The organism is Sediminibacterium goheungense, assembly GCF_004361915.1.
Classification (GTDB): domain Bacteria; phylum Bacteroidota; class Bacteroidia; order Chitinophagales; family Chitinophagaceae; genus Sediminibacterium; species Sediminibacterium goheungense.
In genome coordinates, this window is record NZ_SNWP01000010.1 from 315,062 (window position 1) to 333,292 (window position 18,231).

Annotated in this window: 13 protein-coding genes; 4 read left to right on the forward strand and 9 right to left on the reverse strand. The window is 39.8% G+C overall.

Annotated elements, in window-relative coordinates:
- Positions 1-5: 5 nt before the first annotated feature.
- Genes BC659_RS01420 through BC659_RS01430 form a run of 3 tightly spaced genes read right to left on the reverse strand, consistent with a single transcriptional unit; the run spans position 6 to position 5,667 of the window.
- Positions 6-3,749: a sensor histidine kinase gene (locus tag BC659_RS01420; RefSeq protein WP_162847318.1), complete on the reverse strand. Its 3,744-nt coding sequence runs from the start codon at positions 3,747-3,749 to the stop codon at positions 6-8.
- Positions 3,750-3,753: 4 nt separating this feature from the next.
- On the reverse strand, positions 3,754-4,521 hold the full coding sequence (gene mazG / locus BC659_RS01425) for a nucleoside triphosphate pyrophosphohydrolase (RefSeq protein ID WP_133472799.1): 768 nt from the start codon (positions 4,519-4,521) through the stop codon (positions 3,754-3,756).
- Positions 4,522-4,542: 21 nt separating this feature from the next.
- Positions 4,543-5,667, reverse strand: coding sequence for a DUF3667 domain-containing protein (locus BC659_RS01430; protein WP_133472800.1), 1,125 nt, complete (start codon positions 5,665-5,667; stop codon positions 4,543-4,545).
- Positions 5,668-5,766: 99 nt separating this feature from the next.
- On the opposite strand from BC659_RS01430, the gene BC659_RS01435 reads away from it, so the two are divergent.
- On the forward strand, positions 5,767-6,600 hold the full coding sequence (locus BC659_RS01435; RefSeq protein ID WP_133472801.1) for a hypothetical protein: 834 nt from the start codon (positions 5,767-5,769) through the stop codon (positions 6,598-6,600).
- A 2-nt stretch (positions 6,601-6,602) separates the two neighbouring features.
- Here the strand turns inward: BC659_RS01435 and BC659_RS01440 are convergent, their stop codons facing one another.
- Together BC659_RS01440 and smc are read right to left on the reverse strand one after the other, a co-directional pair.
- Positions 6,603-7,040 carry a hypothetical protein gene (locus BC659_RS01440; protein ID WP_133472802.1) on the reverse strand — a complete coding sequence of 146 codons (438 nt, stop codon included), beginning with the start codon at positions 7,038-7,040 and terminating at the stop codon, positions 6,603-6,605.
- A gap of 102 nt (positions 7,041-7,142) precedes the next feature.
- On the reverse strand, positions 7,143-10,664 hold the full coding sequence (gene smc / locus BC659_RS01445) for a chromosome segregation protein SMC (RefSeq protein WP_133472803.1): 3,522 nt from the start codon (positions 10,662-10,664) through the stop codon (positions 7,143-7,145).
- A 236-nt stretch (positions 10,665-10,900) separates the two neighbouring features.
- Here smc and BC659_RS01450 point away from each other — a divergent pair, with 236 nt between their 5' ends.
- Positions 10,901-11,986 (forward strand): glycosyltransferase family 4 protein, encoded by a 1,086-nt coding sequence (locus BC659_RS01450; RefSeq protein ID WP_246027063.1) that lies wholly within the window; start codon positions 10,901-10,903, stop codon positions 11,984-11,986.
- The gene (locus BC659_RS01455; RefSeq protein ID WP_133472804.1) at positions 11,986-13,116 is read left to right on the forward strand and encodes a glycosyltransferase family 4 protein; all 1,131 of its coding nucleotides are present in this window, start codon (positions 11,986-11,988) and stop codon (positions 13,114-13,116) included. The genes BC659_RS01450 and BC659_RS01455 overlap by 1 nt, the downstream gene beginning before the upstream one ends.
- Positions 13,117-13,241: 125 nt before the next feature.
- On the opposite strand, the gene BC659_RS01460 is transcribed toward BC659_RS01455, so the two are convergent.
- Positions 13,242-13,922, reverse strand: coding sequence for a cell division ATP-binding protein FtsE (locus tag BC659_RS01460; RefSeq protein WP_133472805.1), 681 nt, complete (start codon positions 13,920-13,922; stop codon positions 13,242-13,244).
- Between the two features lie 73 nt (positions 13,923-13,995).
- Positions 13,996-15,174: an AIR synthase related protein gene (locus BC659_RS01465; RefSeq protein WP_133472806.1), complete on the reverse strand. Its 1,179-nt coding sequence runs from the start codon at positions 15,172-15,174 to the stop codon at positions 13,996-13,998.
- Between the two features lie 174 nt (positions 15,175-15,348).
- On the opposite strand from BC659_RS01465, the gene BC659_RS01470 reads away from it, so the two are divergent.
- Positions 15,349-16,281, forward strand: a complete 933-nt coding sequence (locus BC659_RS01470) for a bifunctional riboflavin kinase/FAD synthetase (RefSeq protein ID WP_133472807.1) — start codon at positions 15,349-15,351, stop codon at positions 16,279-16,281.
- 61 nt (positions 16,282-16,342) lie between these two features.
- Here BC659_RS01470 and holA read toward each other — a convergent pair whose 3' ends face one another.
- Complete coding sequence (gene holA / locus BC659_RS01475) at positions 16,343-17,341, reverse strand: DNA polymerase III subunit delta (protein ID WP_133472808.1); 999 nt, start codon at positions 17,339-17,341, stop codon at positions 16,343-16,345.
- A gap of 136 nt (positions 17,342-17,477) precedes the next feature.
- Positions 17,478-18,194, reverse strand: a complete 717-nt coding sequence (locus tag BC659_RS01480) for a ribonuclease H-like domain-containing protein (RefSeq protein ID WP_133472809.1) — start codon at positions 18,192-18,194, stop codon at positions 17,478-17,480.
- Positions 18,195-18,231 lie beyond the last annotated feature (37 nt).

The following is an 18,231-nucleotide window of genomic DNA, read 5'->3' on the forward strand; positions in this document are numbered from 1 at the left end:
ACTCATCAGGATTGTACCGGCAGGGCGATGAAGAAACTGGTACCCTCCCCTTCTGTTGTTTCAAACCAGATGGTTCCATTTGCTTTTTCAACAATGCCTTTACATATTGCCAGTCCCAAACCCGTACCCGAAGATTTGGTAGTAAAATTCGGAACAAAAATATTGACCTGCATGGATTCAGGTATTCCTCCTGCATCATCCTGAACAACAAGGAGTATGTTCCCCTCTTTTTGTTCAAGCAGGATATTTACTTGTACTTTTTGTGATTTATCCATCCCTGCTTCTACTGCATTCTGTAATAAGTTGGTCAAAAGCCGATTCATCTGTACCCTATCTGCGATAACCGTTGCAGTTGACAGTGTATTATTGAAACTGATTTCCAACTCGGGGTGGGTTGCATATAAGCGTATGACCGATTCGATCACTTCCCGCAAATCTATTTTTTCAAGTTTGGCATTACCGATATTAGCAAACTGCGAAAACTCACTGGCTATTTTTGACAACTGATCAATTTGTTCTACCAGTGTCTGCGCCATATTCGAAGTGAGCTCTTTTACATCCGGAGAGCCTTTCATGATTGCATTTTGCAGGTATTGAATACTGAGCTTCATCGGGGTGAGCGGATTCTTGATTTCATGCGCCACCTGCCGGGCCATTTCGCGCCAGGCTCCTTCCCGTTCGCTTCTGGCCAATGCAAGGGCACTTTGCTCCAGCTTACGAACCATTTTATTGTATTCTCCAACCAGCATACCAATTTCATCATTTCGCGACCACACAATCTCCTGATTGCTTTTGCCAATATTCATCTGTCGCATTTTTTCACCGATCAGACTAAATGAAGCGGTAATTCTGCTGGTTAGAAAAAAAGCAATGGCACCCGCCACAAGGAAGATAAATGCATTCAGGTTGATCAATGTTGCGAGAAAGCCAGATATTTCCTGGTTTAATTCGTTTTGTGAGTTGAGATAGGGAATATTGAGATACGCATAGTTCTCACCCATTTCATCAGATAATGGTACATAAATACTCAGGTATTCAAAATCACCTACCCTTTCAGACTGTATATACCTGATACTGTTATCGTAATGCAACTGCTGGAAAGCTTTAGGCTCCATCTGCGTACTGAGCAGGTGCTTATTATAAATATAGGGCTGTGTAGATGTAAGCAGACTACCATTGATATCATAAAAATTCACATCCACATTATGCAAATCAGAAATGGCAGCAATATCCTGCTCCAGTTCACGGGAAAGACCCACATTTTTAAAAGTCAGTACATCATCAAAACTAAACTGGGAACTAAGTTTGCTATTGATCTCGTTCGACATTACCTGTATAGACTTTGATAGTCTTTCCTCATTACTCCTGTTAAAGCGTATAATAAAAAAGGAAATAGTGGCGATACCAATTACCAAAAAGGAAAAGACACTCAGAAATATAATGGTTGCCTGGATCTGGGTACGGATATTAAAGCGGAAAAGTTTCTTAATTTCTTTCCATTTAAACCTTGCCTTTAATAATTGACTACCCAGATGAAAAACAAAAATGATCAGCAAAAAGGAACAAAACAGATAAGCGAATAAAGTGAGAAATTCAACTACCCAGGTATTTCTTTTCACAACTACTACCTGCTTATCGTTTCCCCCGTTAAACCACAACTCACTATACTCTCCCGAAAGTTTATAAGTAAATTCAAATTGATTGATTTGTTCTTTTTTCAAACGGGAAGGAAAATGATAGGTATTAAAATGATTAATCAGCTTTCCTTTATTATAAATACCATATGCATAATTGGTATTCAGATCGGATGAAAGGTTTTGCACCTGGTTAAATAACTCAGGATATAGCGCTTCGCTTTTGTAACGTTTTGATTTGATGATAACAAAAAGATACCCAAGGGTTCCGCCTTTTTGTGTTACTTCTTTCTGGTATAAATAGCTAAACCCTTCCGATGTATTATCATAACTGTATAAATCAGGAATAATGGTTGGTCTGGCCTGGTTAAGAATAATGGTCTTGATGGCAGCATAATCTGTGGAATCTTCATTGTATAAAGGATGATACAAACTATCAAAAGTGTATATCCGCGTATCATATTTATTGAGATAGCCTGAAAAATTCTGGTTGATCAGACTGTCTTTGATGTATTTGTTTTCAAATTCATTCTGGAAACGATCAAAATTTTTTAAAAGAAACTGATCATCAAAATTTGTGGCAGCGATATTCAAGAGGTTTTCCCCGGACGGATCAATTTGCAGGGCCAGTTTTTCAGCGATGCGTTTTCTCTGTTCAAATTCTGTAACCCTGTTCTCGTATAGTACCATCCCCGCTATTGAGAATGTAAAGAACATAACCCAGAAAATGAAAAATGTAGACCGGAGCAGTGGAAGATCCAGGTCTTTTTTTCGGTAATTAATGATCAGCAGGAATAACAATAACCATAAAAGAATAACCAACCCCGCCGGAATTTCACTATTGGAAAAGAATAATAGCAGGCAAATAAAACTGCTAACCACTATTGTAACCGTTTGTTCAAGAAGGGGAAAATTCCGGTCTATCAACGGCTTTAACAGGATCTGGGAAAGTCCGAAGAAGCTCAATACCAAAAAACAAAGAATCACAAAACTTACCACACTATAAATATCCAGGCTGAAAAAATTAGTAACATCAGTTGATATTTTCGAATCGTGTACCAGACTTTGAACAATACCTGCTATACCAAAACCAATCAGGCTAAGTATAAAAATATTCCCGTAATTCCTGATTTTTAAAGGTAAGGGCTTAGGTAGCCATGTTTTACCATCGGTATGATTTTTATACACTCCAATTAACCAGAATAACAAAATAGCATTTACCAATAGATCTCCTAAGGAAGGATGAATGATATTAGAGGCATAAATAGATGGGTTGTATAAAGGTAGCTTGCTATAATCGAAAGGAAAATTAAACTGATAAGCAGTTAACCGAAGCAGCAAAACAATACCCGTTAAGATGATAAATCCGGTTTTAAAACCATGTATCAGCATCAGATCCGTTGTAACCGAATTCAGAAATATCAATAAAAAAACAATTGACAGGATACGTAAAAGAATCGTAAAACTATCGTAAGAAATAAAAGACTTGCCTGGCTTAAGCTTTATACCAAACAATTCTTTCCCGGCACTATTGAATATCGGTAATACATCGTTACCCGCAAGGGTGGTGAGTTCATATTGATCATCCAATCCTTCGAAACCTGCAAAATCACTATGCAAATATTTGTTTTCAATAAAGTACGACCATCTTATTGGAATCATTCCAATAACAAGTAAGTGTCCATTTTTAATAGGGACACTTGATTTCAGTATTTCAAATTCACCATTTCTTTTGACAGAGAACCATGCACTATCCTGCCGGTAAAGATCATCCGGCACAAGATAATAACGGTTAGCATTCCAGTATAAGAGTGTGGGCGTGCTTTTTTCAGTAACAGCATATACAAAGAGACCAAATGGTTCTTTTGTAGCTTCTTCCTTTACCTTGTTATTGGTTGATGCAATGAGTGCGTGCAGAGAAGCCGTATCATTAACCAGCTCAGCATAACGATTCTCCAGCTTGCTGATATGCTGCTCGAGTTTGGATTTTACTTTCTGTGGTGATGCATTATAACTCCAGTAATTGATAAATATAAATGAAAAGGTATAAAGCCAGGCAGCAGTTATGGCCAGGTAACCATGTTTGTAAGCAGCTTTTTTAAGTGTTCCGATCAAAGGTTTATGTTTTTCGTTTGATCTCGTTCCACAGCGCATCCATTTCAGCCAGGGACATATTTACCAAATTAAGTCCCTTTTCGGCTGCCATAGCTTCCATTGCCTGAAAACGATAGATGAATTTTTTATTGGTCTGCTCCAGCGCAGCTTCCGCATCTACCTGCAAAAACCGTGCGTAATTGATCAGACTGAAGAGCAGGTCGCCAAATTCCTCCTTTATGTCTTCCTGTTTGTTATCCCCTATTGCATCTTTTAGCTCCTGCATCTCCTCTTCTACCTTTTTCCATACATCTTCTCTATTATCCCATTCAAACCCCACCTGTTTGGCTTTTTCCTGAATCCGGGCAGCTTTTAACACTGCCGGTAATGACTGAGGAACACCCTGCAATACCGACTTTTTGCCTTCTTTCATCTTAATCTGCTCCCAGTTTCTTTTTACATCTTCTTCATTATCCACTTTTACATCACCATAAATATGAGGGTGGCGGGTTATCAGTTTCTGGGCAATCCCATCGATCACTTCTTTCAGCACAAACTGTTTTTGCTCTGTTCCTATTTTTGTATAAAACAGTATATGTAATAAAAGATCACCTAATTCTTCTTTAATTCCTTTCCAGTCTGCCTGATCAATCGCATCTGCCAGTTCATAGGTTTCCTCTAATGTCATAGAACGCAAACTCTGTATGGTTTGTTTTTTATCCCATGGGCACTGCTCCCTTAATTCATCCATAATCGTTACCAGTGCCAGAAAACTATCTGCGGTTTCTTTCATCTTTAATTTTTCAATTTACATTTATACAACAAAAGCTGAGAAAAGGAAAAATACAGTAAACAGAAGGATCATTGCCAACATAGAAGCAAATAACAGCAATATATACTTCAGGATTGTTTTCGCCCTTCGCTGTCCATAAAAATTCCTCATGGACTTATACAGGTAGAAAAAGCCTGCGAATGTAAAAACAGTGCCTATCCAATCCTGTTCTGCATGCGTAATTTTTGCTGCAATGCTATTAAGCCATAGTCCAGACAGTATAACGATAAAAATGGCACAATAAAGATGTATAGAATAGATAATATGGTTTACATAATAAAATTGCCTTCTTCTGGCATACATAAGCTGCAGGATTAAAGCAAAAAGCGGCAGGGACACGAATAACATCTGAGGGAAGAAATGAATAAACTTATTGGTAATCGCTTTCAGACTAGCTTTTGAATCTCCTTTATATTTTTCCCTGAGATGGAGGTTTTGCCTTATGAAAGCCTTTGCAATAAAACCATCCCTGTCTTTTTTAGGTAGTAAAGCCTGCAATGAATCGTATTCTTTTACTGTGGCCAAAGTTTTATTAATCGGATTTCTATTGAATGACATTAAGGTAAAGCCCCCCTGGGGTAAACTTTTAACACTGTCGGCCATTGTACTATCACGCTTCACCATGGCGATATCAGCATCTGTTTGCTTTATCTTGTCTCTAATTTGTGCTGAAGCAAAAGAAGCCGCCGGTATTTGTAAGGATTTTTTCAGCTGTCTTTTCTGTGTTTCAAGCTTCTCTAAAACTTCACTGGCTGTATCCTTGTTTTCTTTTATCTGGATTTCATCTTCTTTCTGATAGAAACTGAAGAAAATAAGAAAGAAAAATGCCGATGTGAATACATACATCCTTATGGGGTGAAGATAATCGGCCCTTCTGCCTCTCAGGTATTCGTGGGATAAAAAACCGGGACGAAACAAAAGATATTTGAGTGTACTGAAAAACTTTCCATCAAAATGTATAATATCATATACAAAATGGGTAACCAAGTGCCAGAAGCTATCTTTTGGCGCTATATTCTCCTGTCCGCAATAATGACAAAAACGCCCGTGCAGAGCGGCTCCGCAGTTGAGACATATCTTTTCCTTTCTTTCCGGTAAATGAGACACTTGTTAACGTTTGATTAAAAATACACAACTAATCCATTGCCACAACTGTCGTGGGTTGAATGTTGAAAAATGAACGGGAGGATTGAGTAATTTTACATTATGATGAAAGCAGCGCTCAGTTTCCTGTTTATCGGCTTTACAGGATTTATCAATGCTCAATATTATTTCAATGATATTGTTTCTATCCGTCAGGGAAATGAACAATATAAGGTATGGAGGGCTCAGAAAATCGCCGCCATCAAAACCATTTCTTACGAACCCGATAATTCCATTACAGAAGGGCTGACTGTAAATCAGGAAATCAGCCGCGATGGTAAAAAAGTTACCATAACCACGGTAAATAATAACCAAACCAGCGTTACTGTAAATACTTATGACCTGGGGGTTTTAAAACGTACCCAAACCAATAATAAAAATATTAGTAACAAAACAGATTATACCTATGATGCACAAGGACGTATCAGTAAAGTCAGTCTATCTACCATAGATACATTTATGAACAGCACGCAGGCCGAAATACATGAATGGACCTATGATGAATTTGGCGCTCCGGTATCTATGCTGAAAATTAAAAATCAATCCGATACCGTTATGGTTCAATTTATAAAAGATGAACAGGGAAATATAGGCGAGGAAAGATGGCAGAAAAAAGGGCGTACGATCGAAAGTTATTATTACTATTACAATACCAACAGACAGCTTACTGATATAGTCAGGTATAACAGTAAACTTAAAAAACTCTTACCTGACTTTATCTACGAGTACAATACAGCCGGTCAACCTTCACAAATGACCCAATTTTCACTTGGCAGCAATAATTATTTCGTCTGGAAGTATACTTACAACGACAAAGGCCTTAAAACACAGGAAATTTGCAGTGATAAAAGTAAAATGCAGGTTGGCAGGATTGAATACCAGTATACTATTCAGTAAGCCTAATCCAGGTATTTCTTTTTCTTTTCTTCCTTGTATTCAAGTTGCTCTACCAATGCTTCGGGATTGGGGTTACTGGTAACTGATATAGCTACCTGAAAAAGCAAAAAACAGAGTATTGAAGATACGACCAATTCATCCCAACGCCACCAATAACCCCATCCACTATACAATTGCCCCATTGATGGGTTACCGGTTTCATAAATGACAGTTACCTGCTGACCCGCTTTTATGGTTCGCAGTGGATAATGCGGATTTATTGCAAACTCCTTTGTTCCAGTATTGAAAACAGCCTTTAATACTGAATCTCCACTGGAAGCGTCGATTTCCATTTGAATGGTTGCCGGTACTTTTACCCCATCAAAATAATCAGGCTGGCGCGTAAACAAAATATAGCAACCAAAACAAACCACATAAAGTATGAAGATTGACTTATACATGATGAATGGGGGGAAGAAAGTGAGTAGTCAGTAGTGAGTAAAAAGATCTAACTCCATAAGTTAACTACTGACTACTCACTACTCACTAATACACTGCTTATCTTAGTTCGATAGACTTCTAAAATCTACGGGAACCAGTTTACTCACGCCGGGTTCCTGCATGGTTACACCATAGATCACATCTACAGCACCCATGGTTTGTTTATTATGGGTTACTATAATGAATTGTGAGTTATCGCTGAACTTCTTGATCATCTGTGTGAATTTGCCTACGTTGGCATCATCCAGTGGTGCATCCACCTCATCGAGGATACAGAAAGGTGCCGGTTTAATAAGGTAGATGGAAAACAGTAAAGCAGTTGCTGTAAGTGTTTTCTCTCCCCCGCTCAATTGTGTAATGGACGAAGGACGTTTTCCTTTAGGCTTGGCTATGATTTCTATTCCTGTTTCTGCCAGATTGGTAGGATCTACGAGTACCATATCTGCCGTATCTTCTTCTGTAAACAAGGCTTTAAAAACTTTCTGGAAGTTCTCACGTACCTGATTAAAGGTATCGAGGAATTGCTGGTTAGCGGTTGCTTCCACTTCCTGAATGGTTTGCAGCAGGCTTTCTTTCGCTGAAACAAGGTCATTCTTTTGTTCCAGAATGAACTCGTAACGCTTTTTCATTTCCATGAAGGCCTCTATAGCTGTTGGGTTTACTTCACCCATATTTTCCAATCGCTTCTTCATACGATCGCTGGTAGCCTGCAATTCCTCCAGTGATGTTTCGGTAGTGCGTGCCTGATCCAGAATTTCATCCAATTCCACTTTGAACTCTACACTCAGCCTTTCTTTCATACCTGCCAGCTGCAGTTTCAGTTCATTCAACCTGTCTTTGATCTCTGTGACGAGATGGTCAATCATTTCCTTGCTCTTCACTTTCAGCCTTAACTCACTTTCTTTTTCCTGCAGGGCGTTGCGAAGGTTATAGTATGCCTGATCGGCTTCATTGAGCTTTTTCTCTTCTTCTTCTTTTTTACGCATCAATTCAATCAACAGCTCTTCCGATCCAATTAAGGCTTTCTCCCCTTCTTCAATATTTCCGCTCGCTTCAGATAGCTGTGAGGTATTGCTTTCGATCTGCTGGTGTAATTCACTCAGCTGATTTTCTTTGAACACCATTTCCTGCTTAAGAGCCGTAATCTTGCTCTGCTGACGGGTTAACTGAAGATTGGTTTCATTATATTGTACCGATGCATAATTGTATTCCTGTTCAGCAAGTTGATAATCCTGCTCTACCAGTTTCATCTGCTCACCTGTCTGTAATAACTGATCGTTCAGTTCATGTAATGCCTCTCTGGTAGTAGCAATGGCATCCTGCTCATCCTGAAGGCGGGCTTCAATATCAGCTAAACGTTGAAAAGCATTTTGTTGTGCTGCCTGCAGGTTCTCAATACGATTTTTAGTAGCAAATAACTGATTGGTAAGCTGGTTAATTTCCTGCTCGGTCTGCTTGATGGCGTTTTCCTTCAACTGCTCATTAAATGCAATGACCTCATTGTGTTTTGCCTGAATATCGGCTTTGAGCAGACTTACCACTGATTCTTGATCCTGAATTTCTTCAGCCAGTTTTTCCAGGTTTTTGGCACGACCAATTTTCTTTCCTTCAAATAAACCTACACTGCCGCCTGTCAGGGTATACTTTCCTTTCACATATTTACCTGTCTTCTCCAATACCACTGCACCATTGCTGTTTGCGATAGCTTCCTCGTTTTCTGCGATGTATACATTACCCAACAGGTATTCTGCCAGTTTGCGGAATTGCTCGTCTACCTCAATTACATCCATCGCACGGATGGTATTTGATGGCTGGTGTGTTTCCACACGGAGGTCTGCGAATTTCTCCAGCATAAAGAAATTGGCTTTCCCTTTGCTGTTGGCATCCAGTAAATGTACTGCCTGTAATCCTTCCTGCAGGTTATTTACCACATAATAGTTCAGGTATGGTTCCAGTACATTTTCAACTGCTGCTCTGAATTCTTCTTTTACATATATAATATCAGAAAGTATGGGTGCTGAATGGTTCCAATCCGGATTCTTGTGCAGGAACTTGATGCTCTCGGGGTATCCTTCCATGGAATCTATCAGACTTTTCAACAGATTGTACTCATTACGCTTGGCATCGAGCTTACGGTTTTCTTCTGCCAGTTCATTGCGCAATACTTCCAGTTGTGCCTGCGTTTCAAAAATATTTTCGCGGGTACGCTCATGCTGCTCCTGCAATTGCTGAAGGTCTATACGGCGCGCTTCGAGACTTTCTTCTTTTTCAGCGAGTTCTTTTTGTAATTGCTCAAGCTGCAATTCACGGTTCTGTTTTTCCTCATTTAACTGCGCCTGTGCCCTTTGCAGGTTCTGGATAGAAGTATCTGCTACGGCCACTTTCTTTTCCGCATCAAACTGGTTACGCTGGATCTGCTGGTACTGGTTACGTAAAGTATCCACACCACTTCTACGTTCGTCGAAAAGACGGCGCTTATCTTCTATATCCAGTTTGGCTGTTTCTACCCTATCCTGCAGTTCTATCAATTTAGTCTCTTCTTCGCCAACCTGCATCTGCGTGTATTCGATTGAGTCGCCGATGGTTTTCAACTGACCAGATGCTTTTTCCAGAAAATCTTTTAAGCTGGTTTCCTTTTCTTTCAGGTAATGTAACTTCTGGGTAGCCAGGTTTCTTTCATTTTCTTTGCTTCGCAGGTTCTGCAACAGGTCATTAAACTCATGCTGCATACTTTGTAAAGCCCTTTCTTTTTCAATAAAACCTACTTTCTCCTGTTCAATAGCGGCTTCCTCAACTGCAATCTCCGCATCGAGCTGTACTTTTTTATTGATCTCCAGTTCCTGCTGCTCATTCAGTTCTTTATAGGTAATATTAAAACCTTCCAGTGCTGCTTTTGCCAGTTCAACAGATACTTCTTTGTATTCTTTCTTGATTTCGTAATATTTCTCTGCCTTTTTCGCCTGGTTCTCCAGTGTTTTTAACTGGTTATTGATTTCAAACAGTAAATCTTCAATACGCGCAAGATCCTGTTCAGTTGCATCGAGTTTGTTCTTGGCTTCTTTCTTTCTGGTTTTATAGATGGTGATACCAGCTGCCTGCTCTAGCATACGACGACGGCTGTTCTCTTTATCTTTAATAATATCATCCACCATACCCAGTTCAATGATGGCATAACTATCAGTACTTACACCGGTATCGAGAAAGAGATTATGAATATCCTTCAAACGGCAGGTAACATCGTTCAGGCGATATTCGCTTTCTCCGTTTTTATAAAAGCGACGGGTTACTGTTACCGTACTGAATTCTGTAGGGAGCAGATTCTTTGTGTTTTCAAAAGTGAGACTTACTTCTGCCAGTCCGCTTGGACTTCTTGTCTTACTTCCGTTGAAAACCAGTGCTTCCAGGTTTTCACTTCTCAGAGCAGATATTTTTTGTTCACCTATTACCCAGCGAATACTATCGATGATATTACTCTTACCGCAACCGTTCGGACCGATGATGCCGGTTATACCTTCATCAAAACTCACTACAGTTTTATCAGCAAAACTTTTGAACCCTTTGATTTCTAATGATTTTAATCTCACTTTTCCTCTGTTTAGTACCTGCGAACATACAGGAAAAGGGCTGTATTTTCAGGAAAGATTATGGGGTTGTGTATAATAGGTGGAGAAAAAGGATCCGTGAAAAAAAAATCAACGATAAAAATACTGTAATTTATTGACATTCAGCATTTTAAAGAAGTCAAATCGACTAAAATAACGCACCAATAAACACCGTTGCTACCGTTTATTCAAACAGTATATTTGTTGGATTAGAAGCTATGTTGAAGCGGATCATTTTTACAGTTACCAACGACCTCTCCTACGACCAGCGGATGCAACGCATTTGTGACACACTGGCCAGCAACGGCTATCAGGTATTACTGGTAGGCAGAAAGCGAAAAGACGCGATTCCTTTAACCAAACAGGCTTTTGATCAGCGGCGGATTTTCTGCTTTTGGAACAAAGGCCCCTTGTTTTACGTGGAGTACAATATACGCCTGCTGCTATTTTTACTGACTAACAGGGCCGATATTGTTTGTGCCATTGACCTGGATACCGTATTGCCCTGTTATTTCTCTTCCATCATCAAAAAGCAAATAAGGGTATACGATGCGCATGAATTGTTTACAGAACAATTTGAAGTTGTCAGGCGCCCAGGTATCCACCGCATATGGTTATGGATTGAAAAGTTTGCCGTAAAAAGATTTAAGTACGGTTATACAGTCAATGAGTTTATATCTAACTGGCTTCAACAACAATATGATATTCAGTATGATATTATAAGAAATTTACCAGTTGAATACTCATTGACAGATGTTGAAAAAAACAAGTTTATATTATACCAGGGGTCTGTAAATGAAGGACGTTGTTTTGATACCCTGGTACCTGCCATGCGTGATGTCATTGCTCCATTGGTTATTTGTGGTAAAGGCAACTATTTTGAAGAGACCCAAAAACTGATAAAGCATTATCATCTGGAAAATAAAATCGAATGCAAAGGATATCTTACCCCCCTTGCACTCCGGGAAACTACACAGCAGGCTTATATTGGACTGACACTTTTCGACCAAAAGGGACTCAATCAATACCAGTCGCTTGCCAACCGCTTTTTTGACTATATGATGGCAGGAATCCCTCAAATCTGCGTAAACTATCCTGAATATAAGCGCATCAATGATGAATTTGGCTTTGCCCTTATGATCGACAATACCGATAGCCAATCAATTGCAGCAGCTCTGAACAATCTACTGGCCGACAGTGTATTATATGAAAAATTACAACAAAACGCCCTGAAAGCACGTTCTGTATTGAACTGGGAACAGGAATCGCAAAAGCTGATCCGTTTTTACAACTCATTACCCTAATGGAAAAACATCTTCACATTATTTCTTATACCGTTCCCTTTCCCGTGAACCAGGGAGGTATCTATGATGTTTTCTATAAGCTGAAGGCATTACATGCACAGGGTATTCATATTCACCTGCATTGTTTTGACTATGGCCGGGGCGAACAACCTGAGTTAAATCAGTATTGCAGTTCGGTTTATTATTATCAGCGTTTTACAGGGCATAAAGGTATTTCTACCTCTCTGCCCTATATCGTTGCATCCAGAAAAAATGAAGAACTGTTACAAAACCTCTTAAAAGATCAGTACCCGATTTTGATGGAAGGCGTACATAGCACTTACCCCATTATGGATGAGCGTTTTAAAAACCGGGGACTTTTTGTAAGACTTCATAATGTAGAATATCAGTATTACCAGGAACTCTGTCAGCATGCCGGTTCAGCATTCAGGAAACTTTATTATAAAAGAGAAAGCCTCATGCTGAAAGCCTATGAAAGAAAAATTGCCTCCAAAGGTATTTTCTGGGGTATGACGGAGGCTGATGATGAAGTATATAGAAAGGAACTTGGCGCTGATATAGAACACTTACCTCTTTATATTCCCGATAACTGGGTAATAGAAGAAAAAAAGGGCATGGGTACTTATTGTCTTTATCATGGCGACCTAAGTGTTGATACGAATGAAAAAGCTGCCACCTGGTTACTGGAGAAAGTTTTCAGCAAGGCGCAAATTCCATTTGTGATTGCCGGGCAAAATCCATCCCGAAAGCTGGAAGAACTGGCCCACAGTATGGGACACACCTGTTTGGTTGCCAACCCTTCAGAAAGAGAAATGCAGGATATGATTGCCAAAGCGCAGGTTAATATTTTACCGTCTTATACAAATACAGGTATTAAAATAAAACTGGTAAATGCCATTTTTAATGGCAGACACTGTCTCGTAAACAAAGCCACGGTTAACCATTCCGGTCTTGAGCCAGTCTGTCATGTTGCTGAAAGCGCCGATGAATTTATTACGCAAACAGAAAGTCTGTTCTCTACTCCTTTCAGCAAAGAAGCGACTGCACTAAGAAAAGATATTACATCCCGCCTTTTTAATAATGAAAGAAATGCCAGGAAACAGGTGGGGTGGATTTGGGGGAATACCTAATTTTCAAATTTGGAAATTTGAAAATTTGAAGATGAGGGAATGTCTTTCAAGTTCGGTCACTAAAAGTATTGGGGTTACGCTAATAAAGAGAATTGGGGTTATCTGATTTCTGCTATTGAATGGGTTTATACAGCGGCGCTGTCCATTACTTTTCCTTTTTCAGTTTTCAGGATACGTGATGGATAACGGTTGATGACAATGAAATCATGGGTAGCCATAATAACAGCGGTACCATAATCACGGGCAATCTGAATAAGTAGTTGCATGATTTCATCACTTGTTTCCGGGTCGAGGTTGCCGGTAGGCTCGTCGGCAAGTATAAGTTTAGGTGAATTCAACAGGGCCCGGGCAATATCTACACGCTGTTGCTCTCCACCACTCATTTCAAAAGGCATTTTGAAACCCTTGCTTTTCAGTCCTACTTTGTCAAGAACATCATTGATTTTTTCTTCAATCAGTTTCTCGTCCTGCCAGCCGGTCGCTTTTAATACAAAGCGCAGGTTCTCGTGTACATTTCTGTCTGTCAGCAGCTGAAAATCCTGGAATACGACACCCAGGTTCCTCCGGAGAAAAGGTACTTTTTTCCAATCCATATCTCGAAGGTTAAAACCAACCACAGAAGCACTGCCTTCCGTTAGTGGAAGTTCACCGTATAAAGTTTTTAACAGACTACTTTTACCAGTACCTGTTTTTCCTACGAGGTATACAAATTCGCCTTTATTTACCGAGAAATTTACATCATCTAATATGAGACTACCTCCCTGATAAATTTTGGCATTATGGATGGATACGACTGTTTCTGACATGGTTCTAAATTACAATTTCTAAAACGACTTTCTGGTCTAACTCAAAAATAAGGATCAACAGGTTTTGATCCTGTTAATATTCATAAATGATTTCTCCTGCGGATGTATGTAAATGCAGGCTGGCTTTTTCGGCTGCTTCCACCCTGCCTACTATCTTGGCTTCGATACCCAGTTTTGCGGCTATTTCAATCATAGATGTGGCGGTAACCGCATTTGTAAAGATTTCGAGACGATGGCCCATGTTGAAAACCTGATACATTTCACGCATATCGGCACCTGAATTTTGCTGTATCAGTTGAAAGATCGGCGGAGCTTCAAATAAGTTGTCTTTCACAATTTTATATGCCTGTGGCAGGTATTTCATACATTTTGTCTGCCCCCCGCCGCTGCAATGTATCATTCCATGTATCTGATGAAAATACTGATCGAGCAATTGTTTCACCAACGGAGCATAGGTTCGGGTTGGGCTCAGGAGTAGCTTTCCTACCTGCAAATCTCCAAAACCGGGCACCTCAATGGTTTCTGTCATTTTATTTCTACCGATATACACAACTGCTTCAGAGAGTGATGTTTCAAATGTTTCCGGATATTTTTCTGCGTATTCTTTCGACAAAACATCGTGGCGGGCACTGGTTAATCCGTTACTACCCAGGCCACTATTGTATTCATGTTCATATAAAGCTTTACCGGCGCTTGCAAAACCAACGATTACGTCGCCTGATGCAATTTTCTCATTGGTAATCAGTTTTTCCTTGGGCCATCTGCTGGTCATGGTACCATTCACAGCGATGGTTCTCACAACATCTCCCACATCAGCCGTTTCACCACCCAGGTAATGAATATTAACGCCATAGGTTTTTAGCTGATCAAAGAAAGCCTGTGTACCATTGATTACGGCCTGTAATACCTCACCGGGTATGCGTAATTTATTTCTATCGATGGTGGACGAAAATAATAACTGATCTGTTACTCCTATACATAACAGATCATCCAGATTCATGGCCACAGCATCTCGGGCAATACCTTCCCAAATGGTAATATCTCCTGTTTCTTTCCAGTAGAGATAAGCCAATATACTTTTGGTACCTGCACCATCGGCATGCATAATATTTACATAAGCATCATCATTACAAAGAAAATCAGGATATATTTTGCAGAAAGCATGTGCATACAAGCCCTGATCGAGTTTTTGTATGGCAGCATGTACTTCTTCTTTTTGTGCCGAAACACCACGTTGGGAATAGAGCGACATTGCGAATTTGAAAATTTGGAAATTTGGAAATTTGGAAATGAACGCAGTGGTTCCATTTCTGATAGGCACAAAGGTAAGGTTTGGTGAGGATTTGAGGATTAGGTTTACCACTGCTTATCCGGAGAACTTCAGCCCGGAGCTTACATTGTAGTTTTTCCTACCTTTACAGTTGTTATGAAAGTACATCGTGAGCTGGCGGGTTCCTTACCTGAATTTAGAAATGCAGTGATTACCATTGGTACTTTTGATGGTGTACACAAAGGACACCAGCAGATATTAAGCCAGTTAAAAGAAGAAGCAACCAAAATAGGTGGAGAAACGGTTATTGTTACTTTTCATCCCCATCCACGTAAAATTGTTTCTTCGGTTCCGGGTGACGTTAAGCTACTGAATACCCAGGCTGAAAAAAAATTTCTTTTGGAGAAGGCGGGTATTGATCATTTAGTAGTAGTACCATTTGACCACCATTTTGCCAATCAGTCTGCCGAAGAATACATTGTCGATTTTTTATATAAATACTTCAACCCTCATACCATCATTATCGGCTACGACCATCGGTTTGGTAAAGGCAGAACAGGTGATTATCATTTGCTGGAAAAATATGGTCAGGAACTTGGGTTTGCCGTAAAAGAAATTCCGGAGCAACTCTTACATGAGATTGCCGTTAGTTCTACAAGGATCAGAAAGGCCATTATTGAAAATGATATTGCTACAGCCAATGCAGCACTGGGCTATCCATATTTTTTTGAAGGTCTGGTGGTGGAAGGTAATCAGCTCGGACGCACCATTGGTTACCCTACTGCCAATCTTCATATTGGGAGCGAGGAAAAACTCATCCCAGGAAATGGCGTATATGCGGTACAGGTTCAAATAACAGATAAAACCTATGGTGGCATGATGAATATTGGATTACGCCCCACTGTAGACGGTAAAAAAAGAGTAATTGAGGTAAATATCTTTGATTTTAACGACAATATCTACGGCGAACAGCTACGTATCCATGTACGGCAACAGTTAAGAAACGAAATTAAATTCGACGGGCTGGAAGCGCTAAAAGCACAACTAGGCAGGGATAAAGCCGATGCAGTTGCTTTACTGAGACTGTGAGTGAGTAGTGAGTGGTTTTCTTTACTCAGTACTCACTACTGACTACTCACTACTGACTCTATCAGTTCATCATTTTCACTACCATTTCTTTCATAAGCCCCGCATCCGAAGTACCAGAATCATAAACGCCAACACTACGGAGATTGTACTGATGAAGTAGCAATAACACGCGTTCAACGCCTGTATACTCATACTTACGTGCAGAGCTGAGGTAATCTTTAATAAAATATGGATTTACACCAATTGTAGTGGCAGCCGTCTTTTCGTCGGGATTCTGTAAGCCAAACAGCATATAAACTTTGCTGAAATAATTGTACAGGGCAGGCAATACCTGCTGTATAGGTGCAGCTTTGGGGTTGGCCTCAAAATATTGAATGATGCGAATGGTTTTTGAAAGATCCTTTCGGCCGATAGCTTCCTGCAATTCAAAAACATTAAACTCTTTACTAATACCGATATACTTTTCAATATCGTCTTCGGTTATATTGGTTCTGCCTGCAAGATTTACGGCTAATTTTTCAATTTCATTTTCAATACGGCTTAAGTCATTACCAACATGGTCTACCAGTAACATCAATGCTTTCTGGTGAATGGTAAGCCCATGGTTCTTCACAATACCCATTGTCCATTCAGGCAACTGACTTTCATACATTTTTTTGGTTGTCAGCATTTCCCCTTTTGCCTTCAGGGTTTTGGCGAGTTTTGAACGACCGTCAACCTTTTTATCTTTATAGCTTACCACAAAAACCGTTGAAGTCAACGGGTTTTCAATATAAGGTTCCAGCTTATCAATATCCCTCATCTGCTGTCCTTCCTTCAGGATAACCACCTGTCTTTCTGCAAACATCGGATAGCGTCTGCAGGCATTTACAACTGCAGTCCAATCAGCATCTTTCCCATAAAAAACGGTAAGGTTAAATCCGGCCTCAGACTCGGGAAGTATTTTGTGCTCGGCATAATTTACCACCTGATCAATAAAGTATGATTCTTCTCCTTCCAACCAGTAAATAGGCTTGAAATTTCCTTTTTTCCACTCTGATATGATCTTTTCGGCCGACATGGGTGCAAAGATGATGGTTGATGAAGGATTTAAAAAAAGATTGAGGGTTTAGTTATGAACATTGGTGAATCGTGAATGGCCAATGGTAATAGGGCTTTGTTGTATTTACAACGAAGATTTTTCACTTAAATTGTTATTAGCTAGTTACCACTACAATATTTTCCTGCTTTAACAGGGGTTGGTGCAGAAATCTGAGTATAATATTTGCCGTTACGATCACATCTCTTTCGCAGTACTGTACGATACGTTTGATATCCCTGTCAATATAATATACATCCTGCACCATGCTGCCATCCATATCAGTTTTAGAACTGGGAATGTCGAGCACATGTGCCAGCAGATCGAGCGAAACATAGTTTTTATGGTCGCCGAATTTCCACCAGTTGAGTGTATCAAACATTTTTACCTCCCATGGTTTGCGGTCCTGAATTTGAAAACAGGTGGGTAAATACATATGATTTATCAACATGCGACGGCCAATAAATGGAATATCGAACTCGCGGATATTATGACCGGCAAACTGAAAATGGGGAGCCGACTGTTGCATTTTTTCGCATAATTGGGTAAAAATCTTCAGTATTTCTACCTCATCATCCCCATAAATACTCTTAATTTTCAGGCAGTAGGCTCCTGATTCGTTCTTGTAAAAAAAAGCGGTTGATATGCAAATGACACGTCCGAATTCTGCCAGTATACCTGCTTTTTTTCGGTAAGATTCTTCAGGTTCCGTACCTTCTGGCACGGTTTTAGATATTTTGTCGCAGAATAGACGTTGCCATACAGGATCCATGCCAGCAAAGGATGGCAGCATCGGCACCGTTTCAATATCAAGTAATAATACATCCTTGAGCATAGGAAAAGTTTAAAAAATCCGTTAACTGAAAAATTCA